General features: G+C 72.5%; 25 protein-coding genes. 12 read left to right on the forward strand and 13 right to left on the reverse strand.

What is annotated here, in order from left to right; genetic code table 11:
- Window positions 1–34 precede the first annotated feature (34 nt).
- A complete protein-coding gene (locus tag ACFYUV_RS30650) occupies window positions 35–1,450 on the forward strand; it encodes an amino acid permease (protein ID WP_364338707.1) in 1,416 nt (471 codons plus the stop codon).
- A gap of 15 nt (window positions 1,451–1,465) precedes the next feature.
- Here the strand turns inward: ACFYUV_RS30650 and ACFYUV_RS30655 are convergent, their stop codons facing one another.
- Entirely contained in the window at window positions 1,466–3,577 is a 2,112-nt protein-coding gene (locus ACFYUV_RS30655; protein ID WP_387674109.1) for a hypothetical protein, read from the reverse strand.
- A 446-nt stretch (window positions 3,578–4,023) separates the two neighbouring features.
- On the opposite strand from ACFYUV_RS30655, the gene ACFYUV_RS30660 reads away from it, so the two are divergent.
- Both ACFYUV_RS30660 and ACFYUV_RS30665 read left to right on the forward strand, forming a co-directional pair.
- Complete coding sequence (locus ACFYUV_RS30660; RefSeq protein WP_387674112.1) at window positions 4,024–7,029, forward strand: M4 family metallopeptidase; 3,006 nt, start codon at window positions 4,024–4,026, stop codon at window positions 7,027–7,029.
- A 214-nt stretch (window positions 7,030–7,243) separates the two neighbouring features.
- Window positions 7,244–7,729, forward strand: a complete 486-nt coding sequence (locus ACFYUV_RS30665; RefSeq protein ID WP_387674115.1) for a DUF4232 domain-containing protein — start codon at window positions 7,244–7,246, stop codon at window positions 7,727–7,729.
- A gap of 18 nt (window positions 7,730–7,747) precedes the next feature.
- Here ACFYUV_RS30665 and ACFYUV_RS30670 read toward each other — a convergent pair whose 3' ends face one another.
- Genes ACFYUV_RS30670 through ACFYUV_RS30680 form a run of 3 tightly spaced genes read right to left on the reverse strand, consistent with a single transcriptional unit; the run spans window position 7,748 to window position 8,863 of the window.
- Window positions 7,748–7,870, reverse strand: a complete 123-nt coding sequence (locus ACFYUV_RS30670) for a hypothetical protein (RefSeq protein ID WP_358299463.1) — start codon at window positions 7,868–7,870, stop codon at window positions 7,748–7,750.
- A 51-nt stretch (window positions 7,871–7,921) separates the two neighbouring features.
- Window positions 7,922–8,494 (reverse strand): dienelactone hydrolase family protein, encoded by a 573-nt coding sequence (locus tag ACFYUV_RS30675; protein WP_387674118.1) that lies wholly within the window; start codon window positions 8,492–8,494, stop codon window positions 7,922–7,924.
- Window positions 8,495–8,545: 51 nt separating this feature from the next.
- Entirely contained in the window at window positions 8,546–8,863 is a 318-nt protein-coding gene (locus ACFYUV_RS30680) for a helix-turn-helix transcriptional regulator (protein ID WP_387674121.1), read from the reverse strand.
- Between the two features lie 228 nt (window positions 8,864–9,091).
- Here ACFYUV_RS30680 and ACFYUV_RS30685 point away from each other — a divergent pair, with 228 nt between their 5' ends.
- The 3 genes from ACFYUV_RS30685 to ACFYUV_RS30695 all read left to right on the forward strand — a co-directional run bounded on the left by ACFYUV_RS30685 (window position 9,092) and on the right by ACFYUV_RS30695 (window position 11,278).
- Complete coding sequence (locus ACFYUV_RS30685) at window positions 9,092–9,475, forward strand: STAS domain-containing protein (RefSeq protein ID WP_387674124.1); 384 nt, start codon at window positions 9,092–9,094, stop codon at window positions 9,473–9,475.
- Complete coding sequence (locus ACFYUV_RS30690; protein ID WP_387674127.1) at window positions 9,475–9,870, forward strand: STAS domain-containing protein; 396 nt, start codon at window positions 9,475–9,477, stop codon at window positions 9,868–9,870. The genes ACFYUV_RS30685 and ACFYUV_RS30690 overlap by 1 nt, the downstream gene beginning before the upstream one ends.
- A gap of 322 nt (window positions 9,871–10,192) precedes the next feature.
- Window positions 10,193–11,278: an alpha/beta hydrolase family protein gene (locus tag ACFYUV_RS30695; RefSeq protein WP_387674130.1), complete on the forward strand. Its 1,086-nt coding sequence runs from the start codon at window positions 10,193–10,195 to the stop codon at window positions 11,276–11,278.
- Between the two features lie 103 nt (window positions 11,279–11,381).
- Here the strand turns inward: ACFYUV_RS30695 and ACFYUV_RS30700 are convergent, their stop codons facing one another.
- The 3 genes from ACFYUV_RS30700 to ACFYUV_RS30710 are packed head-to-tail and all read right to left on the reverse strand — an operon-like array spanning window position 11,382 to window position 13,873.
- The gene (locus tag ACFYUV_RS30700) at window positions 11,382–11,948 is read right to left on the reverse strand and encodes a YciI family protein (RefSeq protein ID WP_387674133.1); all 567 of its coding nucleotides are present in this window, start codon (window positions 11,946–11,948) and stop codon (window positions 11,382–11,384) included.
- A gap of 41 nt (window positions 11,949–11,989) precedes the next feature.
- Entirely contained in the window at window positions 11,990–13,162 is a 1,173-nt protein-coding gene (locus ACFYUV_RS30705; RefSeq protein WP_387674136.1) for a macrolide family glycosyltransferase, read from the reverse strand.
- A gap of 54 nt (window positions 13,163–13,216) precedes the next feature.
- Complete coding sequence (locus ACFYUV_RS30710; protein WP_387674139.1) at window positions 13,217–13,873, reverse strand: CatB-related O-acetyltransferase; 657 nt, start codon at window positions 13,871–13,873, stop codon at window positions 13,217–13,219.
- Between the two features lie 55 nt (window positions 13,874–13,928).
- On the opposite strand from ACFYUV_RS30710, the gene ACFYUV_RS30715 reads away from it, so the two are divergent.
- Window positions 13,929–14,585, forward strand: coding sequence for a TetR/AcrR family transcriptional regulator (locus ACFYUV_RS30715; protein ID WP_387674142.1), 657 nt, complete (start codon window positions 13,929–13,931; stop codon window positions 14,583–14,585).
- Window positions 14,586–14,599: 14 nt separating this feature from the next.
- Here the strand turns inward: ACFYUV_RS30715 and ACFYUV_RS30720 are convergent, their stop codons facing one another.
- Together ACFYUV_RS30720 and ACFYUV_RS30725 are read right to left on the reverse strand one after the other, a co-directional pair.
- Complete coding sequence (locus tag ACFYUV_RS30720; protein WP_387674145.1) at window positions 14,600–15,226, reverse strand: NAD(P)-dependent oxidoreductase; 627 nt, start codon at window positions 15,224–15,226, stop codon at window positions 14,600–14,602.
- Window positions 15,223–15,720, reverse strand: coding sequence for an SgcJ/EcaC family oxidoreductase (locus ACFYUV_RS30725; protein ID WP_387674148.1), 498 nt, complete (start codon window positions 15,718–15,720; stop codon window positions 15,223–15,225). The genes ACFYUV_RS30720 and ACFYUV_RS30725 overlap by 4 nt, the downstream gene beginning before the upstream one ends.
- 180 nt (window positions 15,721–15,900) lie before the next feature.
- On the opposite strand from ACFYUV_RS30725, the gene ACFYUV_RS30730 reads away from it, so the two are divergent.
- The gene (locus tag ACFYUV_RS30730; RefSeq protein ID WP_358299351.1) at window positions 15,901–16,326 is read left to right on the forward strand and encodes a MerR family transcriptional regulator; all 426 of its coding nucleotides are present in this window, start codon (window positions 15,901–15,903) and stop codon (window positions 16,324–16,326) included.
- Between the two features lie 98 nt (window positions 16,327–16,424).
- Here the strand turns inward: ACFYUV_RS30730 and ACFYUV_RS30735 are convergent, their stop codons facing one another.
- Window positions 16,425–17,861 carry an MFS transporter gene (locus ACFYUV_RS30735; protein ID WP_387674152.1) on the reverse strand — a complete coding sequence of 479 codons (1,437 nt, stop codon included), beginning with the start codon at window positions 17,859–17,861 and terminating at the stop codon, window positions 16,425–16,427.
- A 136-nt stretch (window positions 17,862–17,997) separates the two neighbouring features.
- Here ACFYUV_RS30735 and ACFYUV_RS30740 point away from each other — a divergent pair, with 136 nt between their 5' ends.
- The 3 genes from ACFYUV_RS30740 to ACFYUV_RS30750 are packed head-to-tail and all read left to right on the forward strand — an operon-like array spanning window position 17,998 to window position 19,408.
- Window positions 17,998–18,354: an ArsR/SmtB family transcription factor gene (locus tag ACFYUV_RS30740; RefSeq protein ID WP_387674155.1), complete on the forward strand. Its 357-nt coding sequence runs from the start codon at window positions 17,998–18,000 to the stop codon at window positions 18,352–18,354.
- A gap of 54 nt (window positions 18,355–18,408) precedes the next feature.
- The gene (locus tag ACFYUV_RS30745) at window positions 18,409–19,098 is read left to right on the forward strand and encodes a hypothetical protein (RefSeq protein ID WP_387674158.1); all 690 of its coding nucleotides are present in this window, start codon (window positions 18,409–18,411) and stop codon (window positions 19,096–19,098) included.
- Between the two features lie 10 nt (window positions 19,099–19,108).
- Window positions 19,109–19,408, forward strand: a complete 300-nt coding sequence (locus ACFYUV_RS30750; protein ID WP_387674161.1) for a hypothetical protein — start codon at window positions 19,109–19,111, stop codon at window positions 19,406–19,408.
- On the opposite strand, the gene ACFYUV_RS30755 is transcribed toward ACFYUV_RS30750, so the two are convergent.
- The gene (locus tag ACFYUV_RS30755; RefSeq protein WP_387674164.1) at window positions 19,395–19,940 is read right to left on the reverse strand and encodes a YceI family protein; all 546 of its coding nucleotides are present in this window, start codon (window positions 19,938–19,940) and stop codon (window positions 19,395–19,397) included. The genes ACFYUV_RS30750 and ACFYUV_RS30755 overlap by 14 nt on opposite strands.
- An 89-nt stretch (window positions 19,941–20,029) precedes the next feature.
- Between ACFYUV_RS30755 and ACFYUV_RS30760 the strand changes: the two genes are divergently transcribed.
- On the forward strand, window positions 20,030–20,485 hold the full coding sequence (locus tag ACFYUV_RS30760; protein ID WP_358299336.1) for a MarR family transcriptional regulator: 456 nt from the start codon (window positions 20,030–20,032) through the stop codon (window positions 20,483–20,485).
- 30 nt (window positions 20,486–20,515) lie between these two features.
- Here the strand turns inward: ACFYUV_RS30760 and menC are convergent, their stop codons facing one another.
- Window positions 20,516–21,634 carry an o-succinylbenzoate synthase gene (gene menC, locus ACFYUV_RS30765; RefSeq protein WP_387674167.1) on the reverse strand — a complete coding sequence of 373 codons (1,119 nt, stop codon included), beginning with the start codon at window positions 21,632–21,634 and terminating at the stop codon, window positions 20,516–20,518.
- Window positions 21,631–22,389, reverse strand: coding sequence for a GNAT family N-acetyltransferase (locus tag ACFYUV_RS30770; protein ID WP_387674170.1), 759 nt, complete (start codon window positions 22,387–22,389; stop codon window positions 21,631–21,633). Before ACFYUV_RS30770 ends, menC begins: the two co-directional genes overlap by 4 nt.
- Window positions 22,390–22,438: the final 49 nt, after the last annotated feature.

Consider the following 22,438-nt stretch of genomic DNA (forward strand, 5'->3'; position numbering starts at 1 on the left):
CATGGCGGGCTTCCTGTAAGGGCAGGACCCCGCCATGACGTCTGCGCGAGGCTTCGGCGGCGGGTCCGGGATATTCCGCCGCAAACCGGTAGAACAGATCGCCACCGAGCACGAGGGCGAGCTCAACCGCGTGCTCGGGCTCTGGCAGCTGACCGCGATCGGGGTGGGCGGCATCATCGGCGCCGGCATCTTCGCGCTGGCCGGCGCCGTCGCCAACCAGACCGCCGGGCCCGCCGTGGTGATCTCCTTCCTGATCGCCGGCATCGCCAGCGCCGCCGCCGCGTTCTCCTACGCGGAGTTCACCGGCATGATCCCGAAGGCCGGATCGGCGTACACGTACGGCTACGCGGTGCTCGGCGAGATCGTCGGCTGGTTCATCGGCTGGGACCTGCTGCTGGAGTACACCGCCATCGTCGCGGTCGTGGCGATCGGCATCTCGGGCTACTTCGGCTTCCTCCTCGGCCAGTTCGGCATCGACCTGCCCGCCTGGATGCTCGGCGCGCCGGGCACCGGGCCAGGACACGTCGTGGACCTGTTCGCGGCGATCCTGTGCCTGTTCATCGCGTTCCTGCTCAACCTCGGCATGCGGTCGGCCGCCCGGTTCGAGACGTTCGTCGTCGCGATCAAGGTCGCGGTGGTGCTGCTGGTGATCGTGGTCGGCTTCTTCTACATCGAGACCGCCAACTACACGCCGTTCTTCCCCTTCGGGTTCGGCGGAGCGGTGACCGGCGCGGCCACCGTGTTCTTCGCGGTCTTCGGCTACGACGCCATGAGCACGGCGGCCGAGGAGTCGAAGGACGCCCAGCGGCACATGCCCAAGGCCATCCTCTACTCCCTGGCCATCTCGATGGTCCTGTACGTGCTGGCCTGCCTCGTGCTCACCGGCATGCAGAACTACCAGGACATCGACCCCGAGAGCGGCTTCTCCTCGGCGTTCGCCTCGGTCGGGCTGTCCGGGCTGGCCAGCGTCATCGCGGTCGGCGCCATCGTCGGCATCCTGACCGTCATGTTCACGTTCATGCTGGGCGTCACCCGCGTGTGGTTCGCGATGAGCCGGGACGGGCTGCTGCCCTCCTGGTTCGCCAAGCTTCACCCCGTACGGCACGTGCCGTCCAGGGTGACCTGGATCGTCGGCGCCGGCTCCGCGCTCATCGCCGGGTTCCTGCCGATCAGGGAGGCGGCGGAGCTGACCAACATCGGCATCCTGCTGGCCTTCGTGGTGGTCTGCGCGGCGGTGATCGTGCTCCGCTACCGGCGTCCCGACCTGCCGCGCGGCTTCCGCATGCCGGGCATGCCGGTGGTGCCGGCGATCGGGGTGCTCTTCTCCCTCTGGCTGATCACGTTCCTGGAGCCGTTGACCTGGCTCAGGTTCGTCGTGTGGTTCCTGATCGGGCTGGTGATCTACTTCGCCTACGGGCGCCGCCACTCGGCGCTGAACCGCCGCGACTGACGTCCGGCGGCGGATTCAGTTCGTGTCCTGGTAGACCTTGGGGCCGATCGCCTTGTACGCGGCCTTGGAGGCGTCCTTGAGCCACGGCCGGGTGCTGGTGGAGTTGGCGCGGTTGGTGTAGAGGGCCATGGTGTGCAGCAGGTAGCGGTGGGTGTACCCGACCCATCCCCAGGTCTGGGCCCTGCTCCAGCTCGTCGAGTGGCACAGCCCGGAGCCGGGGCCCTTCCTGGGGCAGACGATCCCCCAGGCGTCGGCGTAGGCGTCGTCGAGCCGCGCGTACGCGGTGTCGGCCCGGCCGTCGTTCTTCAGCGGCACGACCCACACCGAGACCATGATGCGCTTGTTCCCGGGGGCCCCGGGGTTCACGTACGAGCCCTTGACCATCTTGGAGCAGCGCGCCTTGCGCAGGACCGAGCGGACGTTGGCCGCGTGGTAGGCGTCCGGGCACTTGTCCACGCCGCTCGACCGAAGGGTGTAGCGCACGCCCTTGGCCGTGGTGAAGGAGCTGGGAAGCAGGGCGCTCGGCGTGAGCGGGATCGGGTCGGTGTCCTGGCGGTCGAGGTCACCCGGGTCAAAGGGCTCCTCGGTGGGCGGTTCGAGCGTGGGCGTCTCAGTGGGGGTCTCGGTGGGCGTCTCGGTGGGCTGTCCGCTGGGCCACGGGGTGGCCGAGGACGGCGACGGTGTGGGGACGACCGCGTCCGGCGAGCCGGAGGACGCCGCGGTCAGCCTGCTGTCCCCGCGTTCCGGGCCGAGATCCTTCACCACCGAGACCACGAACACCGCGGCCGCCACGGCGAGCGCCACACCGACCACTCCCACGCCGGCCCCCAGACCGACCTTCATCCCCGTACTGAGCCCGCCGCCGGACGGGCGCGGCCCCCCGGCCCCGGGAAAAGGCGGCCTCGAAGGCCCCCGCGGCGGCAGCGGCGGTGGCCCCTGCGGCGGCGGTGGTGACAGGAGTGAGGGTGAGGGCGGTTGCAGGAGCGGTGGTCCCTGCGGCGGTGCCGGTGGCAGCAGCGAAGGTGACGGCGGCGGGGGTGATGGCGATGGTGCCAGTGGAGGTGACGGCGGCGGTGGTGGCAGGAGCGGGGGTGGTGGGGGCGGTGCGTGGGTGGGCGCGGTCGTGGCCGACGAGGCGGCCTGCCGCAGCTCCTGCGCCCACCGTTCCGGACGCGGCCGCTCGTCCGCGGGCCCGTGGAGCGCCGCCGCGGCGAGGTCGGCCGCCGCGGGGGCGACCGCGGCCAGCCTGCCTGGGTTCGTTGAGGTCCGGTCGCGGGCCAGGAGCCGTACGGCCAGCAGCGCGAACCTGTAGGCGTCACCCTGCGGCGTGCCCTCGGGCTCGTCGGCGGGGATCTCCCACCCGGACGTCTCCACCTGGGGTAACGCCGCCGCCCCGGCGAGCCGCATCGCGTCGCAGCCGATGAGGAAGCACTCCGGGGAGCCCTCCGTGGCGAACAGCAGGTGCTCGGGCGACAGGCCGCCGACGACGATGTCCATCGTGTGCAGGCGGGCGAGCGTGTCGGCCAGGTCGGCCAGCAGCAGCAGACGGTCACGATCGCCGACCCGCCGGCCGATGCCGCCGCCATGGGCGGGATCGTGAGCGCCGTCATGGGCGCCCCCGTGAGCGCCGCCATGGGCGGGGTCGTCGGTGCCGCCGTGGGCAGGGTCATGGGCAGGGTCGTGGGCGTCGTCGTTGAGCAGGAGCTCCATCGTGGCCGGGCGGCGTTCGGTTCCCGACGGCTTTCGCAGGTCGAAGGAGAACCGGTGGGGCACCGACCTCATGAGGAAGCCACGGACCGCGCCGCCGGACATGACGATCTCGGCGGGCCAGGCCGCCTTGTCGCACAACCAGGCCGCGTCCCATCCGGGTAGCCGGCCGATCAGCCCGGCCATCTCGGCGAGGACGCCCACGTCGAGGCCGGGCAGGACGGCGGGGTCGTACTCCTTGTAGACGACCTCGAACTGGCCGTTGATCCGGCGGCCGGACACCTCGTGGACCATGCCCCGGCCGTCCTGCCCGAGACGCCGTCCGAGGACGAGGTCCGCCCGGTCGGTGCCGCTCGCGGGACCGCTCGTCGGGCCGGTGCCCGGGTCGCTGATGCCCGAGTCGCTCGTCGAGTCGCTCATCGGGCCGCGTCCCCCGGCCACAGGGCCGGCTCGGACCCCGGGCGCGACCGCGCCGTCCGCCACCCCGGGCGCGACCGTGTCGTCTGCAACCTCGGGCGCGATCGTGTCGGCTCGGACCCCGGGCGCGGCGGCTCGGTCTCCAGGCCGGGCGCGTCGAGCGCGACGCGCGCCCAGGCGCGGATCCGGTCTGCCTGCTCCGGTGCGTGCCGCACGTGCGCTCTCCCCGCCCTTCGAGCCCGCCCTTTTTCGGAGGATATCAGCGTCCATTTGCTGAAGATCAAGGATTTGCGGAGCCGGATCTGCCGGTTCCCCCGGCATACCGTGGCGTTATGGAAATTTGTGAGCTGTTCGCCTGACCACCCTGGGTGACAACTTTAATCAAGCCCCAGCCAAAGGGCTCCTTCGATCCCCACACCCCCGGGGACATGTGAGAGGAGTCACCCAGAGTGAACAGCACGTTCAAGTCGGGCACGATCGCCGTTTTGGCGGCGGCGGCCCTTACCGCCTCGATGACAGGCGCCGCCGGCGCCACCTCGAAGGCGCACTTATCCACCGCGGCGACCACCGTCGCCAGGACCGACCCCCCGGCGTTCGCGCCGGCGGACGCCAAATCGCGCGACCGCGCGAAAGTGAACGCCGACGCGGCACTCGCCGCCGGAGCCGAACGCCTGCACAAGGGCTCCGGCGACGCCTTCACTCTCTCGTCCAACGTCGCCGGAACCTACGGCCTGCAATATCTGACCTACGAACGCACGTACAAGGGCCTGCCCGTCTACGGCGGCGAGGTCGTCGTGGGCACCGACCGGGCCGGCCAGGTGATCCAGCAGGTGGTCACCGGCCAGACCGCGAAGATCAAGGTCGGCACCGAGCCCTCCGTCCCGGCCAGGCAGGCGGCGGCCACCGCCAGAGCCCTCCTGCCGCAGGTGGACGAGGTGACCACGGCGAAGCTGGTCGTGCACGCCACCAGCGCCACCCCCAAGCTGGCCTGGCGGGTCCAGGTCACCGGGCGGACGGCCACCGGCAGGCCCAGCATCCTCGACGTGTTCGTGGACGCGCGCTCCGGCTCGCTGATCGACAAGTTCGACAAGGTGCACGAGGGCACCGGCCGCGGCTTCTACGACGGCACGGTGACGATCGACACCAGCGGCTCGGCCGGCTCGTACCGGATGGTGGACACCACCAGGCCGGGCCTCCAGTGCGGCGGCCAGAACGGGTCGGCCTACACCAAGAGCAGCGACTCGTGGGGCAACGGCTCGGGCACCGACCTGGAGACGGCCTGCGTGGACGCGCTGTACGCCGCCCAGATGGAATGGAACATGCTGCGCGACTGGCTGGGCCGCAACGGCCACAGCGGGACGGGCCGCTCGTTCCCCATCCGGGTCGGGCTGAACGACGTCAACGCGTTCTGGAACGGCTCGTACACCACCTTCGGCCACAACCAGGCCGGCAACCAGCAGGCCACCCCGATGGACGTCGTCGGCCACGAGTTCGGCCACTCCGTCTTCACCAACACCCCCGGCGGCGACAACGGCAACAACGAGGTCGGCGGCCTGAACGAGTCCACGGGCGACATCTTCGGCGCGCTGACCGAGGCCTACGCCAACAACCCGAACGACCCGCCGGACTACCAGGTGGGCGAAGAGGTCAACCTCGTCGGGAACGGCCCGATCCGGTACATGTACAACCCGTCCCAGGTCGGCGACCCCAACTGCTACAGCACCGCGATCCCCACCACCGAGGTGCACGCGGCGGCCGGGCCCCAGAACCACTGGTTCTACCTGCTGGCCGAGGGCAACAACCCCGGCGGCGGGAAGCCCTCCAGCCCGATCTGCTCCGGCGGGCCGTCCTCGGTGACCGGCATCGGCATCCAGAAGGCCGGCAAGATCTTCATGGGCACGCTGCAGGCCAAGACGCAGCCGTGGACCCACGCCAAGGCGCGGGTGGCCTCGCTCAACGCCGCCAAGGCGCTGTTCCCGAACAGCTGCGTGGAGTTCAACGCGGTCAAGTCGGCCTGGGACGCCGTGAGCGTCCGGGGCACCAGCGACCCGACCTGCGTGGCCAACCCGGACACCTTCTCGCTGCAGGTCAGCCCCGGCTCCGGCGCGGCCGACCCGGGCGGCTCGGCCACCACGACCCTGAGCACGGTGACGACCGGCGGCAACGCCCAGCAGATCCAGCTCAGGACGGGCACCCTCCCGGCGGGCGTGACCGCCCAGTTCAACCCGGCCACCATCCAGTCGGGCCAGTCGTCCACGCTGACCCTCAACGTGGCGGCGAACGCGGCCCCCGGGACGTACACCGTCCAGGTGACCGCGCAGGGCACGGCCCAGACGCAGACGCAGAACTACACCCTGACCGTCAACCGGCCGATCCCCGACCAGTTCTCGCTGACGCTGAGCCCCACGTCGGGGTCCGTGGACGCGGGCGGCAGCACCGCCTCGACGCTGACCACCACGACCACGAGCGGCAACGCCCAGCAGATCCAGCTCAGGACGGGCACGCTCCCGGCGGGCGTGACCGCCCAGTTCAACCCGGCCACCATCCAGTCGGGCCAGTCGTCGGCGCTGACGCTCGCGACGGCGTCCTCCGTGCCGGCCGGGACGTACACCGTCCAGGTGATCGCCCAGGGCACGGCCCAGACGCAGACGCAGAACTACACCCTGACCGTCTCCCGGCCCGGTGACCCGGACGCGTTCTCCGTCCGGCTCGACCCGGAGGCGGGCACCGCGACGGCCGGCGGCACCGTGGCCACCACGGTGAACACGGCGACGACCGGCGGGCAGCCCCAGCAGGTCACGCTGTCGGCGGCCAAGCTGCCGAACGGCGTCACCGTGGCCTTCGACCCGGCCACGATCCAGTCGGGCCAGTCGTCCAGGCTGACCTTCACGGTGGCCTCGACGGCGAAGAACGGCACGTACCCGATCACGGTGACGGCCACCGGCACGGCCCAGACGCAGACGGCGAGCTACGCGCTCACGGTCACCGGCGGCACGCCGGCGGGCGACTTCACCGTCGCCGCCGACCCGTCCTCGGCCACCGTCACGGCGGGCGCGACGGCGACCACCACGCTGAGCACGCAGGTCACCACCGGCCGGCCGATCCCGCTCACGCTGGCGGCCGACGGCGTGCCGCCGGGCGCGACCGTGACCTTCAGCCCGTCCTCCATCAACTCGGGCGAGTCGTCCACGGTGACGGTGACCACGTCGTCCAGCACGCCGGCGCAGACGTACACGATCACCCTCAACGCGAACGGCTCCGCCAGCCACGGCACGTCGTTCTCGCTGACGGTGAACGGCGGCGGCACCGGTGACACCTGGCAGGAATGGCACGCCTACAACGCCGGCGACGAGGTCACCTACCAGGGTGTCCGCTACCGCTGCGTGATCGCCCACACCTCGCAGCCGGACTGGACGCCCGACGTCGTACCGGCTCTGTGGCAGCGGATCGGATGACGGTCCGCCCGGTGCCCCACGTACCCGGGGGGTGACTGAGGGCCGGAGCGGAGGGGGTCCCACCGGACCCCCTCCGTTCTGGTTTTCCGGACGCTCCGGCACGGGCTGTGGTTCGGCGCCGCTTTCCTCGCCTCCGCCGTCGTGGTGACGCTGCTGCCCGGACGAGTTGACGTCCGGCCATAACTTTCACCGCGTTCCCTGCGTCAAAAACCACATGAGACGCTTCACCACCGCCACGCTCGTGGCCGGGCTGCTGCTGGCGGGCGGGGCCGCGCCGGCGCTGGCCGGCGAGTCCGCCCCCGTCCGCCGCTGCTCGGCCGCCCAGCTCCAGGTGCGCCTGGGAACGATCGACGCCGGCGCGGGCAACAGGAACGCGCCGCTGGTGTTCACCAACAGCTCACGGACCGCCTGCACCCTGTACGGGCACCCCGGCCTGATCATGATCGACAAGCACGGCGACACCCTGCGCACCCGCGTCCGCCGCACCGCCGGCCCCAAGCACCGGGTGACGGTCAAGCCGGGCGGCAGCGCCCGCACCACCCTGCACTGGACGGTCGTCGAGACCGGCGCCGAGACCGCCTGCCCGAGCCCCGCCCGCCTGCTGGTCATCCCGCCGGACGAGCGCTCGTACCTGAACGTGCCCTTCGACGCCGGCCAGGTGTGCGACGGCGGACGCCTCGACGTCACCCCGCTGGCCTGACGTCCATACGGGGGCCGGTCAGCGCAGCAGCCAGTTGACGACGACCGTGAGCACGGCCGACAGCAGCAGCGAGATGAGGATCATCGCCAGGCAGCCCGGCCAGCCGCCCAGCGGTCGCACTTCCCAGTTCCCGAACCTCATCCCCGGCCCCTACCCGGGGCGGCCGGGGTCGTACCCGGGCCGGGGCGGAGGTCAGAGCCCGGCGACGAAGTCGAGGGCGACCGCCCAGGCGCGTTCGGCGGCCGGGGCGTCGTAGTCGGGCAGGCCGGGGTCGGTGAACAGGTGGCCGACCCCCGGGTAGCGGAAGACCTCGACGTCGGCCCGCGCCCGGCGCATCCGGAGGTACCAGGCGTTGAGCCAGTCGACCGGCTCGTAGAAGTCGGGGTCGGCGACGTGCAGCTGCACCGGCAGGTCGTCGGCGACGGCGCCCTCGGCCATGTCGGAGGTGCCGTGCATGAGCAGCAGCCTCTGGGAACGCTCGTCGCCCAGCGCGAGGTTCTGGGCGATGGCCGCGCCGAGGGAGATGCCGGCGTAGACCAGGCCGTCGCCGGACAGCGGGGCCGCCGCCGTGATGGCCCGCTTCAGCAGCTCCTCGCTGCCGATCTCCTCCTTGATCGCGATGCCCTCCTCGGGCGTGTCGACGACGCGGCCGTCATAGAGGTCGGGGACGTGCACCTCGTGCCCCGCCCCCCGGAGCCTGTCGGCGGCCTGGTGGACGGCGGGCCGCAGGCCGTACATCGAGTGCAGGAGGAGAATCCGCGCCATACGCGCAGCTTAGCGGCCCTGGACGGGTCCGCCCGGCCCGGCCGCGGCGGGTCAGCCGTCCTCGGTGGGCAGGTCGTGGGCGGTGAACATGTCGATCAGCAGGCGGACGGGCAGCCCCGCCTCGGTCGGGTAGCGGAACCGCCGGTCGAGGTCGAGGCTGTAGCGGTTGCGGCGGCCGATCCGCTCGCGGGTCAGGTAGCCGGCCTGGTAGAGGTCGGAGACGATGTTCTGCACGGTGCGTTCGGTGACGCCGATGCGGGCGGCGATGTCGCGCAGCCGCGCGTCGGGGTCGCGGGCGATCTCCACCAGCACGCGGGCGTGATGGGTCAGGAACGTCCACGTCGCCGGATGGTCTTCAGGGTCGGGCACAGCCTCTGACGCTTTCTACCTGGACGTCCCGGATCCGCGGGGCGGACGGAAATGCTTACCTGAAGATCCTATGACGAAAGCTCTTTCCTGCAACCCTCTTCGCCCCTAACCTTGGGGCGTGGGGCGGCCCCGACGCCGCCCCTACCGGCCAGGCCCACTTGGGGAACAAAAGATGTCCGTATCCCAGACGTACCTCGCCGTCGCGCCGAGCGCCGCCATCAGGCCGCCATGTCCGTGCTCAGCATGAGCTGCCGGCCGGTTCCGGCCGGCGCGCTGGTCACGGTTTCCGGTGAGCTCGACGCCACCAACGCCGATCGCCTGGAGTCCGCCATCCGCGACGCCCACCGCCCCGGCCGGTCCCTGATCCTCGACCTGGGCGAGCTGACCTTCATGGACAGCAGCGGCCTGCACGTGCTGCTGCGGGCGCACGACGACGTCCACGACACGGGCGGGAGCCTGCGCCTGGCCGCCGTGCGGGACATCCCGGCCCGCATCCTGCAGATCACCGGGGTGTGGGACACGCTGCACATCCACGCCTGCGTGGAGGAGGCCGTCGGCGCGGCCGCGGACGCCCTGCTCGATCGGCTGCCGGATGATGTGGAGCGGTTGTGATGCACCTGGCCAGCAGCTACCTGCCGGGGATCACCGTGATCACGGTGGCCGGCGAGGTCGACGCCACCGCCTCCGGTCACCTGGAGACCTACCTCGACCAGGTGCGCCGCAGCCTGGACGAGCACCTGATCATCGACGCGCACCGGCTGACGTTCCTCGACAGCTCCGGCCTGTCCGTCCTGCTCGCCGCCGCCACGCTGGCCCGCGCGCACGGCGTCGACGTGCACCTGGCCGGTCTCCAGCCCACGGTGTCCCGGCTGCTGGAGATCACCGGCACCGTCGAGCTCGTGACGATCCACGACCGCGTCTCCCAGGCCGTCACCGCGGTGGAGGCGCTCCGGGACGCGGGGCCCGGCGAGCCGGATGAGCCCGCCGAGCCTTCCGAGGCCGTCTGACCGTCGCGGCCGCCGGTCGTCATCGACGGCCGCCGAAGACGGGTGCCGCCCCACCACCTGCTCGACGAATTCGCCGTCGCTAGCAGGAAGTGCATTCGGTGTCCAGGCCCAGCCGGCCGTGCCCTCCCCTCCAGGTGGACGGCGGCTTCGTTCATGCGCATGAGTGCCGAAATCATCTCCGGTACGGAGTTTTTGCGCGCTGCGTCTCCCTAGCGTGGCGGTCATGAATCACGCACTTCTCCGACGGGGTCTGGCCGCCGCGGTGACGGTCGGCCTCCTGCTCACCGGACCCGCCGTACAGGCCAGGTCGAAGCCCGTCACCGTGACCCTGCCGCAGCCGACGGGCCCACGCGAGATCGGCACTGTCACACTGCACCTGCGTGACGGTTCCAGGGCCGACCCGTGGATCAAGGCCCATGACCGGCGTGAGCTGATGGTCAGCCTGTGGTACCCCACGCGCCGTCCGGACGGCCACCCCGCCGCGCCCTGGCTGCCGCCTCGCGCCGCCGAGGCCTTCTACCGCAGCAACGGCCTGTCGCCCGCGGCTGTCGGCCTGCCCCTGACCCATGGCCGCGAAGGGGCCCGCGTGGCCGGCCGGGGGCTGCCCGTCGTCCTGTTCTCGCCCGGCAACGGCGCCGACCGTTCCATGAACACCACCACGGTCGAGGAACTGGCCAGCTGGGGCTACATGGTGGTCACCATCGACCATCCGGGCGACGCCGGCGAGGTGGAGTTCCCCGACGGCACGGTGACCGGCCGCGTGCTGAAGCCGGTCCCGGTGAGCCGGCTGGCGGAGAAGGCAGAAGAGATCAAGGTGCGGGTGGCTGACGCGCGCTTCGTGCTGGACCGGCTCAAGGAGCTGAACAAGGGGCAGAACCCCGACGCTGAACGCCGGACGCTGCCGGAGGGGCTGCGTGGCGCGTTCGACCTGGGCAGGGTCGGGATGTTCGGCCATTCCGCCGGAGGAGCGACGGCCGCCGCGACGATGCTGGCGGACCGGCGGATCAAGGCGGTGCTGAACCTGGACGGACCCGCCCTCGGCAAGGTGGCCGCCAAGGGGTTGGCCAAGCCGTACATGCTCATGGAGGCCGAGATCTTCGACAAGCCCATCCGCGGGCAGAAGGCCTTCTGGTCCCGGCTGAAGGGCTGGCGGCTGCACGTGCGGACCAACGGCGCTAAGCACAATTCCTATACCGACCTGCCGGTGGTGTACGAACAGGCGGCCGCGGTGATGGGCCTGTCGAAGGAGCAGTTGCGAGCGGTGAACGGGACGCTTCCTGCGGCGCGTTCCGTGGCCGTCACCCGCGCCTGCACCAGGGCCTTCTTCGATCTGCATCTTCGACGCGAAGGCACCCTGCTCGGCAAGCCGTCCTCACGGTTCCCCGAGGTGCAGGTGATCGCCCGCTGAGTTCCCCGCAGCACCACCGCCGGCGCCCCGAGGCGACACCAGCGGCAGCGCGGGGACGCCGGCAGGCCGGACGGCCGCCCGCCCGACTGCCGGCCGCCGGTCGTCATCGACGGCCGCCGAACCCCCAGTCGTGCACCTCGATCCCGGCGTAGCGGTCGGCGGTGAGGACCGCGCGGGCCGCGTCCGCGTCCGGCGCGCGGACCAGCAGCGCGGTGCCGACCCAGGTGGCGCCGTCGTCGGACAGCAGCGGCCCGTACGCGATCAGCTCGTCGCCGTCGGCCGGCGGGACGAGGTCGGCGGGCTGCCCGGAGCCGAGGCCCAGCACCAGGTACCGGTTGCCGCCCTGCCGGCCGCCGGGGAACTCCCACATGGTGCGCCCCAGCACGTTGCGCCAGCGGCGGAGCAGCACGTCGCGGTAGACCCCGGCCTGGTAGTTGGGCTCGTCGAAGGCGAACGCCCGCGCGGCGGCGGGGCCGGGCAGGTCGACGATGTGCACGCTGCCGGTGGCCGCGTCGGTGTCGCGGTCGAAGGTCGGGCCGCGGGCGATCAGCTCCGCTTCGTACCGGTCCATGTAGGACCAGTGCGCCTCCCCCAACTCCCCGCGCAGGGGGCCCGATCCGGGACGGTCACGGTGGTAGCAGAAGAACTCCATGCCGAGAGTACCTACCACGGGATCTTCACCCGGGCACCATCGCCGCCCGGCCCGGCGGCTCAGCCGAGCATCTGCTCGACGAGGTCGGCGGCGCGGGTGGTGCCGCCCTCGGCCCGCGCCTCGGCCTGCAGGCGCGTCAGGCGGCGGGCCACCTCGGGGTCGCCGGTCAGCTCGGCCAGCGCGGCGCGCAGGGCCTCGGCCGTGGCGTCGGCGGTGTCGATGCGGCGGGCCACGCCCAGCTCCACGAGCCGGTCGGCGTTGGCGAACTGCTCGGCGCCCTGCGGGACGGCGATCATCGGCAGGCCCGCCAGCAGCCCTTCGCAGCAGCCGCCCATGCCCGCGTGGGTGACGAACGCGTCGGCCTGGTCGAGGATCGCCCGCTGCGGCACCCACGGGTGCACCTCGACGTTGGACGGGATCTCGCCCAGCTCCTCCACGTCGGTGTACTTGCCGATCTGCAACACGACGTGCCAGCCGGGCAGGTCGCCGAAGGCCGCCAGGCACCGGCGGTAGAACTCCGGCTGACGGGTGTAGGCCGACCCCAGGGAGATCAGCAGCACGTTCGCGGCGCCGCCCGGACGGGTCCAGCCGCCCTGCCCGCGCAGGTCGTGGCAGGGGCCGACGAAGGTCACGGTGGCGGAGTCGACCTGGTCGGCGTGCGGCTGCATGGCCCGCGGGATCAGGGCCAGCGCGCGGGGCGGATGGCCGGAGAAGGCGTCGACGTCGGTGGTGGTGGCGCCGGACCCGGTGAGCCAGCCGGCGAACCTGGCCCGGTAGGCGTCGGCCCCCGGCAGCCGCCACAGCTGCGCCGCCACCTCCTCCTGGTACCCCTTCCAGGCCACGAACGTCGGCGACAGCTGCAACAGGGGCCGGCCCTGCGCCTCGGCCAGGGCCCGCGCGGCGTAGGCGCCGATGTCGTACAGGTAGAGGTCGGCGGGGTCGTCGTCGTAGGCGGCGCGCAGCTGCGGGAGCGCCTGGACGGCGTCGTCCAGGAAGAGGCTCATCGCCGCGATGGGGTCGTCGGGCCAGTCGTTGTCGGCGACCGGCAGCGTCGAGGTGCACGGGACCAGCTCGGCGCCGGTGCCCGTGACCAGGTCGGCGACCGCCGGGTCGTTGGCGTACGTCACCCGGTGGCCGCGGGCCACCAGCTCGCGGACGATCTCCAGGCTGGGCAGGACGTGGCTGACGGCGGGGATGCCGACCATGGCGACGTGGGCGCGGCGGCGAGACATGGGCGAATCACTCATTTCGGGTTCTGCGCGGCGGGACGGGTGCTGGACGACGGGTCAGGCGCGACGCGCGCCCGGCGCGGCGGCCTCCAGGTCGGCCACGCTGCCCGACATGATCGTGCGCACGTGCTCGGTGATGTGCTCGGCGGGCCAGTCCCACCAGGCCACCGCGAGCAGGCGGGCGACGTCGTCGGCCGGGTAGCGGGTGCGGATGAGGCGGGCCGGGTTGCCGCCGACGATCCCGTAGTCGGGCACGTCGGAGGTGACCACGGACCCGGCGCCGATGATCGCGCCGTGCCCGATGCGCACGCCGGGCAGCACCGTCGCGCCGTGGCCGAACCAGACGTCGTTGCCGACGACGGTGTCACCGCGGTTGGGCAGGCCGGTGAGCAGGTCGAAGTGGTCGGACCACGAGCCGCCCATGGTGGGGAAGGGGAAGGTCGAGGGGCCGTCCATGCGGTGGTTGGCGCCGTTCATGATGAACCGCACGCCGGTGCCCAGGGCGCAGAACCGGCCGATGACCAGCTTCTCCGGGCCGTAGTGGTAGAGCACGTTGCGGGTCTCGAACGCGGTCGGGTCGTCGGGGTCGTCGTAGTAGGAGAACTCCCCCACCTCGATCAGCGGGGACTTGACCAGCGGCCGCAGCAGCACCACCCGTGGCTGGGCGGGCATCGGGTGCAGGACGGTGGGGTCGGCGGGGACGCGGGCGTTCATGGATCTCTACCTTCCGCCACTGCTAATGCGACAACTTGTACATTAAGATGGTGGCATGTCGACGTCCGCCTCGCAAACGGGTAAGGGAACGACGACGTCCGAGAGTTCGTCGTCCGGGCCGCGCCGCCGTCCGGGTGGCCGTACCGGTCGCATCCGCGCGCAGGTTCTCGACGCGGTCCGCGCCGAGCTCGCGGAACGCGGCTTCGACGGGCTGACCCTCGACGCCGTCGCGGCCCGCGCGGGCGTGCACCGCGCGACGGTCTACCGGCGCTGGCGGGACGTCGGCGGCCTGCTCGCCGACGTCCTGGAGGCGACCGGCGACGACGACTGGCAGCCCCGGGACACCGGCTCCCTGCTGGGCGACCTGACGGCGCTCAACCACGAGAACCAGGCGGCCATGACCGCGCAGCCGTCGATCGCCGCGGCCCTGATCGCCGCCTCGTTCCGCTCGGAGGAGGCCGCTCGCGGCGTGCGGCGGCTCTGGGAGGACCGGTACACCCGCTGCGAGGTCATCGTCAGGCGGGCGGTCGCGCGGGGCGAGCTGCCGGCCGGCACCGACGCGCGACGGCTGCTCGTCGCCGCCACCGCGCCGCTCTACCACCACCTGGTGCTGCTCCGCACGTCCCCCGACCCGGACCTGCCGGAGCAGGCGGCGCGGACGGCCGTGCTCGCCGCCACGGCCGGCGCCTTCGCCCCTCCACCGGGGCGGTGAGGACGAGGTCGCGGTCAGGAGGAGACGGCGACGGGCAGGCGGTAGGTCCGCGGGTCGTCGAGGTGTCCGACGATGAAGGCGGCCAGGTCGGCGCGGGACGTACGGGCGCCCAGGCGTTCGGTCGCGCCGATCGAGACGCGGGGGCGGCCGGTGCCGGGCCGGTCGGTCAGGCCGGTGGGGCGGACGGCCGTCCAGTTCAGCCGCGTCCCGGCGAGCGCCTGTTCCATGCGGGCCATGTCGGCGTACGGATGGCGCATGACGTGGTGCAGGACGCGGCCGAGCAGGCGGGTGACGGGCCCCGCGCCGGGCGGGACGGCCAGCCCGGCCGAGGAGATCACGACGAGCCGGGCGGACGGCGGCAGCGCCGCGACGATCGCCGCGGTCCCCTGCGAGTAGACCGTGGTGGGGCCGCGGCCGGACGGGCCGAGGGCGGAGATCACGGTGTCGTGGCCGGTCAGCGCGTCACGAAGGCTCTCGGGGTCGGTCACGTCGGCGGCGCGGCGGACGAGCCGCGGGTGGTCGAGGTCGAGGCCGCCGGGGCGGCGGGCGACGGCGGTGACGGCGTGTCCGGCCGCGAGGGCGCGTTCGACGACGAGACGTCCGGTGCGGCCCGTGGCGGCGACGACGGCGAGGGAGGTCATGAGCGGGCCATCTTCCGTGGTGCGGGGCGGCGAGGGTTGCAGACGTGGGCGGCGGGCTTGCTGGCGGGCTGGAACGTGAAGGAGATGGCCTCCATGAGGGCCTGGTGCTTGGTGTTCTGGAAGGCGGCGATCTTCCAGTCGCCGTCCGCCCGCCGGATCATCGTGTAGGTCTGGATCTTGTGCAGCTTGCCGGGCTTGCCCTTGTAGGTGTCGCCGCGGGTGATGACGAGTGCGGTGTCGGGGCCGGCGAGACGGATGCCGACGGTCTCACTGGCCAGCCTGGTGCCCTTGACGAAGCTGTCGAACAGCGCCTGGTGGGCGTCGCCGATCTCGCGAGCGCCGGTGTAGAGGGTGCCGACGTAGGTGATGTAGGTGGCGTCCTCGGTGAACAGGTCGCCGTACGCGCCGCCGTCGGCCCGGTTCCAGGCGTCGGCGAGACGGTCGAGCACGGAGGTGATGGCGGCGGCGTCGGCGGCGGTGAGGGTGTTGCTCATGGTCGTTGCCCTTCCTCAGGTGACTTCGCGGAAGCATTTGCTTCTTTGAAGATTTATCTTCTCTAAAGAAGAGATTAGGAGAGGGGTCGGCCCCTGTCAACACGGGGCGCCGCCGATCGCCGCCGCGCCGCCTGCCGGGGCCTGATCCAGGACGGCGGGCTCACGTATGCTTGCGGTCCCATGAGTGAGCAGTTGACGATCGGCGAGCTGGCCGAACGCACCGGGGTCGCGACCTCCGCGCTGCGCTACTGGGAGGAGCTCGGGCTGATCCCGGAGCCCGAGCGCGTCTCGGGGCAGCGGCGGTATCCGCCGTCGGCGGCCGAGCTGGTCGCGGTGATCCTGCTGCTGCGCGAGGTCGGCCTCACGTTGCGCGAGATCAGGACGTTCATCGCGGCCCGGTCCCAGCCGGGCGACGGGTGGCGGGAGCTGTACGGGCGCAAACTCGCCGAGCTGGACGAGCGCATCGCCCGCGCCCAGGTGGCGCGCACCGCCATCGCGCACGGCATGGCCTGCCCGCACGAGAACGTCTTCGAGTGCCCCGCCTTCACCGGAGCGGTCAGGGCGCGGCTGGCGGGGGCGTCCCTGGAAGAGGCGCACCAGCACTGAACGGCGGCCCCGCGGGCGCGGACGCCTCGGCCGCCGCATGCACCGAAGGGGTGCTCGCGGCGGCCGAGGCCCGTGTCAGGGGGTAAGGGGGCGGACCGTCAGGGGGTCGGGTCAGGCGTGCGGCGGGGCAGGGTGAGGGTGACCAGGAGGCCGGCGATCATCACCGCCGCGGTGAGCAGGACGACCAGGAACCCGCCGTCCGCCGTGGCGTCGCGCAGGGCCTGGCCGGTCCGGCCCGCGGTGCCGAGGTCGGCGATGACGGTGAAGACGGCCAGGCCGATGGCGTTGCCGATGTTGAGCGCGGTGGAGGCGATGCCGTTGGCGACGCCCTGTTCGTGGGCGGGGGTGCCGGTGGCGGCGGCGATCCACATGGCGGTCCAGACGACGCCCTGACCCAGGCCGGAGACGACGAGACCGGGGATCAGCAGGCCGTACCCGGCGTCGGCGTCGAAGCCGAGGGCCAGGACGGCGGTCCCGGCGACGCCGACGGCGAAGCCGATCAGCAGCGTGGTTCGGGTGCCGATCCGGGTGGCCAGGCGTTCGCCGCCCTGGGTGCCGGCGGCGATGGCCAGCGACGGGACGAGGAAGGCCAGCCCGCTCTGCAGGGCGCTGTAGCCGTGGACGCTCTGCAGCAGCACAGTGAGGAAGTACGGCAGGACGCCGAACGTGGCCATGTAGACGAAGGTGACCAGCATGCCGACGGTCAGGCTGCGGTTGCGGAACAGCCGGAACGGCATGAGCGGATCCGCGCTGCGGGCCTCGACCAGCGCGAAGATCACCAGCAGCACGGCGGCCACCGCGAAGGCGCCCGCGACCAGGGGGCTGCCCCAGCCCAGCTCGGGCCCCTCGACCAGGGCGAAGACCAGCAGCGTGGACCCGCCGGTCACGGTGAACGCCCCCGGCATGTCGAACCTGCGCCGTTCCCGCCTGGCCGGGTCACGCGGGACGACGGCCAGGGCGGCCAGCGCGACCAGCCCGGCCAGGGGGACGTTGACGAAGAAGACGGCGGGCCAGCCGAAGTTCTCGGTGAGGACGCCGCCGAGCAGCGCGCCGATCGTCAGCCCGCTGGCGCCCGCGCCGCCCCAGACGGCCAGCGCCCGGTTGCGCTGCCGCCCCTCGGCGAACAGGCTGTTGAGCAGCGCCAGCGTCGAGGGCAGCAGCAGCGCCCCGCCGACGCCCTGCACCGCGCGGGCGACGATGATGACGACGGGGCCTGTGGCCAGCCCGCCCGCCAGCGAGGACAGCGCGTAGAGGGCCAGGGCGAGCACGAAGAGGCGGCGGCGGCCGAGCAGGTCGGCCGCCCGTCCGCCGAACAGCAGGAAGCCGCCGGCGAACACGACGTACGCGCTGACCACGAGCTGCTGGGTCTGGCCGGGGAAGCCCAGGTCGGCGCCGATCCGCGGGAGCGCGACGAAGACGATGTTGAGGTCGAGCGCGTAGATGAGCTGGGCCAGGGCGAGCAGCGCCAGGGTCCAGCCGAGCCGGGGCTTGACGCCGTCCGCGACGGACGCGGGCAGCGTGGATGGTGTGGACATGGAACGCCCTTCGGAGGGAGCCGGTGAGCGGGCACGCGGAAGCCCGCCGCACGAAACGATCGTACGATGATTTACGTACGGTCGTACTATGCCAGACCGGGGAGGGATTGTTCGACAGTCGCGGTACAGTTGGACCATGGCATTCCGTCATCCCGATCGCGACCAGATCCGGGTCGAAGACGTGCTGTCGGCGCTGGGGAACGGCGTGCGGCTGTCCGTCGTCCGCATCCTCGACGCCGGGGGCGAGCACAACTGCACCAGCGTGCTGAACACGCTGGGGATCACCGCGAAGTCGACCATGACCCACCATTGGCGGGTGTTGCGCGACAGCGGGGTGATCTGGCAGCAGCCGTCGGGCCGGGAGAACCTGCTCGTCCTGCGGCGCGAGGACCTGGACGCCCGCTACCCCGGCCTGCTCGACGCCATCCTGTCCGGCGCCCGCACCGACGCCGCCGCCCAGCAGCACGACGACACCGGGCAGCCCTCCCGGTGAAGCAGTCCCCCCGGAGAGGCGGTCCGACCGGCTTCCGGCGCGTACATTGCCGGCATGTTGCTGCGCGTCGGCCGGGTGGTCGCGGGTGTGGCCGCGCTGGTGCTGGCGGCTTCCGCTGCCTTTCCGCTGAACGCCCGGGGCCCGCGGCTCGGAGCCGACGGTTGTCCGGTCTCGTCCGCCGGCGGGTGGGAGCGCGGTGACCGGCCCGGGGAGCTGGTCCCCGCCGGCGGCGCGGTGTCGGTGACGATGTGCGAGCTGCCACTGCCGTGGTCGCAAGGGCAGGCGGCGGTGCCGGTCAGGAGGCTCACCGACGGGGTCGGCGCGATGGTCTCCGAGCTCAACGGCCTGCCGACGCGCGACGCGCTGGAGGCCGAGCTGCGCCGGCGCGAGTCGGCCAAGGGCCGCGTCCTGGGCGACGACCTCCACCTCGGCGAGATCTGCAACGCGGTCGGCTACGGCACGAGCCTGTCCTTCGTCGTGCACTACGGGGACGTGCGCCGGCCCGCCGTCGTGCTGGTCGATCGCAACTGCGGCACCGCCCGGTACGCGGGCCGGACGCGGTTCGGCGATCCGAGCGACGCCTTCCTCCGCCGTTACCGGGCGCAACTGGAGGCGCGGCCGGCGCCCGTGCGGCTTCCGTTCGCGCGCCCTCCTGCCCAGCCCGCTGTCGGCCGCCGCCGCCTGCCGGTACCGGCTCGACGGGGACGTGCTGCGGTTGCGGGCCCAGGCCCGCGTCCCGGATGATCTTGAATCCGTGCGGTCGCTGCTCAATGTCTCGACAGCCGTGGACACGGTGACCGACCGTGGCGGAACGGAGAGCGTCACCAATGCCACCGACTGCGGCCTGGGCAGGTTCACCCGCCCGGCCGCCCTCGACGTGGTGTGGGTGGGCGACACCACCGGCGCCGTCGCCGAGGTGCGGGTCTGGCGCGCGCCCTGCCGGGCCGTGTACGCCGGATCGACGGGCGGCAGGATCCCCACGGCGGAGTTGCTGTCCCGCCTGGACGCCTGGCTGGGACGCCGAGAAACCTCGCGCGCGCTCAGGCGGACCTGACGGCGGAGATGTCGAACTCCAGGGTGATCCGGTCGGAGATCATCACGCCGCCGGTCTCCAGCGCGGCGTTGTACGTCATGCCGAAGTCCTTGCGGTTGATCGCCGTGCCGCCCTCGAAGCCGACCCGGGTCACGCCCTGGGCGTCGACGGCGGTGCCGGTGTAGTCGAGCGGGACGGTGACCTGCCGGGTCACCCCGCGGATCGTCAGGTCGCCGGTGACCTCGAAGGCGTCGCCGCCCGTGTGCTTGACGGACGTGGACTCGAAGACGATGTGCGGGTGGGCGGCGGCGTCGAGGAAGTCGCCGGTGCGCAGGTGGCCGTCGCGCATCTGGTTGCCGGTCTGGATGCCGGCCACGTCGAGCACCACGCGGACGGCGGAGGCCGCCGGGTTGGCCGCGTCCAGGCGGGCGGTGGCCTCCTGGACGGGGATGCTGCCGCGCACCTTGGTCACCATGGCGTGGCGGGCGACGAACCCGAACCGGCTGTGGGCCGGGTCGAAGGTGTAGTCGCCGCTCAGCTCGCTGGGGTACATGTCGCGCTCCAATTAGTTCAGCACTGGAATATTCGGCACGACAGTACATAGATTTATTTCAGCACGCAACCTTCCAGTACGATCGGGGCATGACCCGCTGGCTCAACGACGACGAACAGCAGGCGTGGCGCAGGTTCGGACTGGCCACCCGCCTGCTGACCGACCGCCTGGAACGCGACCTGATGGCGGCCGCCGACATGCCGCCCACCTACTACGAGCTGCTCGTCCTGCTGTCGGAGGCCCCCGGGCGCACGATGCGCATGAGCGAGCTGGCGCAGTGGACCAACTCCAAGCCGAGCCGCATCTCGCACGCGGTCAACAAGCTGGAGCAGAAGGGGTGGGTGCGCCGGGAGCACTACGCCGGCGATCGGCGCGGGTGGCTGGCCGTGCTCACCGACGACGGGCACGCCGCGCTCCGGGCGGCCGCCCCGAAGCACGTGGCCAGCGTCCGTGAGCACCTGGTCGACCTGCTCACCGCGGAACAGCTGCGGCAACTCGCCGACATCAGCCAGGTCCTGCTCGACCACCTCGTCGAGCAGGAGTGACAACGTCCGGTCAGCCCACGCCCGACCGTCTCACCCGGCGGGGGTGACGCGGACGGGCGGGTCGGTGGTGAAGGCCGCCAGGGCGTCCGGGTCCGGTGTGACGCCGACGCCGGGGCCGTCGGGCACCACGATGGAGTCGCCGGTCAGCTCGATCGGCGCGGTGATGTCACGCTCGTAGTAGCGGGCCGTCGCCGAGATGTCGCCCGGCAGCGTGAAGCCGGGCAGGCTGGCCAGCGCGAGGTTCGCCGTCCGGCCGAGCCCGGTCTCCAGCATCCCGCCGCACCACACCGGCACGTCCGCGGCCAGGGCCAGGTCGTGGATCCGGCGGGACTCCAGGTAGCCGCCGACCCGGCCGGGCTTGATGTTGATGATCGAGCAGGCGCGCGCCCGGATCGCGGCCGTGGCGGAGCGGGCCGAGGTGATCGACTCGTCCAGGCAGATCGGGGTGTCCATGCGGGCGGCGAGCCGGGCGTGGCCGTCCAGGTCGTCCGGGGCGAAGGGCTGCTCCAGCATGGTCAGGCCGTAGGCGTCCAGGCGGGCCAGGTGGCGGGCGTCGGCGGGGGTGTAGGCGGTGTTGGCGTCGGCGGTGAGCATCAGGCCGGGGCCGAACGTCTCGCGCACCAGCCGCACCGGCTCCAGGTCCCAGCCGGGCTCGATCTTGAGCTTGATCCGGGCGTACCCGGCGCCGATGTGCCGGTCCACGGTGTCGAGCAGGTCGTCGAGGGTGTCCGCGATGCCGACGGACACGCCGACGCGCACGCTGGACCGCACCCCTCCCAGGTGGGCGGCCAGCGACAGGCCGCGCGCCCTGAGCACGGCGTCCAGGACGGCCGTCTCGACGGCGGCCTTGGCCATCGGATGGCCGCGCAGGTGCGCCAGCGCGGGCCCGACGCCGGCCGGGTCGAGGCGCGGCACCGCGAACAGGGCGGGCAGCAGGAAACGGCGGATGAGGTCGGCCGCGCCCTCCAAATACTCGGGGCTGTAGGTGGGCTCGTCGTCGGCCACGCACTCGCTCCAGCCCTCCTCCCCCTCGGCGCCGCGCACCCGCACCAGCAGCGCCCGGCGCACGGTCTGCGTGCCGAGCGAGGTGCGGAACGGGGTGATCAGGGGCAGCGCGACCGTGCGCAGCTCGGCTTCGGCGATCCTCATGCCGCGCGCTCCAGCACGTACCAGCCGTCCCTGGTGAAGGCGGCGATCCGGTAGCCGCGGGCGAGCGCGCCGCCCAGGGCGGCCCGCTGGGCGGCCCGCCACCGCGCGGCCTCCGCGGGCTGCTCGCGCCGCAGCCGCTCGGCGTCGGCGGGCGTGGCGCAGCGCAGCACGGCCGCGCCGCCCGGCTCGCGCGGCGCCCCGGTCTCGTCGAGGATCACCTCGGCCTTCCGGGACTCGCCCGGGGCCGACCGCTCCGGAGAGGGGGCCGGGTCGACGGGCCAGTGGGCGAACAGGCGGTCGGTGACGTCGCCGCCGTTGATGCCGTCGTTCATCGGCCCGTAGAAGTCGGGCACGTACCGCTCGGCCCGCGCGCCGAGCCGGGCGAGGTTGAAGAAGGCGTTGCGGCGCACGAGCGGGTCGAAGGTCCAGGAGATGGAGTTCAGGCCGCGTTCGGCGGCCCACGTGCGCTGGTGCGCCTTGATCGCCTGGCCGATCCCCCGGCCCCGCGCCTCGGCGGCCACGCCCACGACGTGGGAGTGCAGGCTGCCCCCCTCGGCGAGGAACCCGGAGGCGGCGGCGACGAGCACGCCGTCGAGGAAGGCGCCGCCGACGTAACCGCCGGTGTGCTCAAGGGCGCACATGAGGTCGACGGCCACCGGCGGGTCGTCGCCCGCCCTGGTGTTCCAGACGCGGCGCAGCAGCCGGTCGGCGGCCTGGAACTCGGAGGTCCCGTGGAGGATGCGGATATCGAGCATGGCACCAGCATTCCGCCGGACCGCCGCCGGATCGTTGGCGCGCAAGCCC

The organism is Nonomuraea sp. NPDC003560 (assembly GCF_042878785.1).
Taxonomy (GTDB): domain Bacteria; phylum Actinomycetota; class Actinomycetes; order Streptosporangiales; family Streptosporangiaceae; genus Nonomuraea.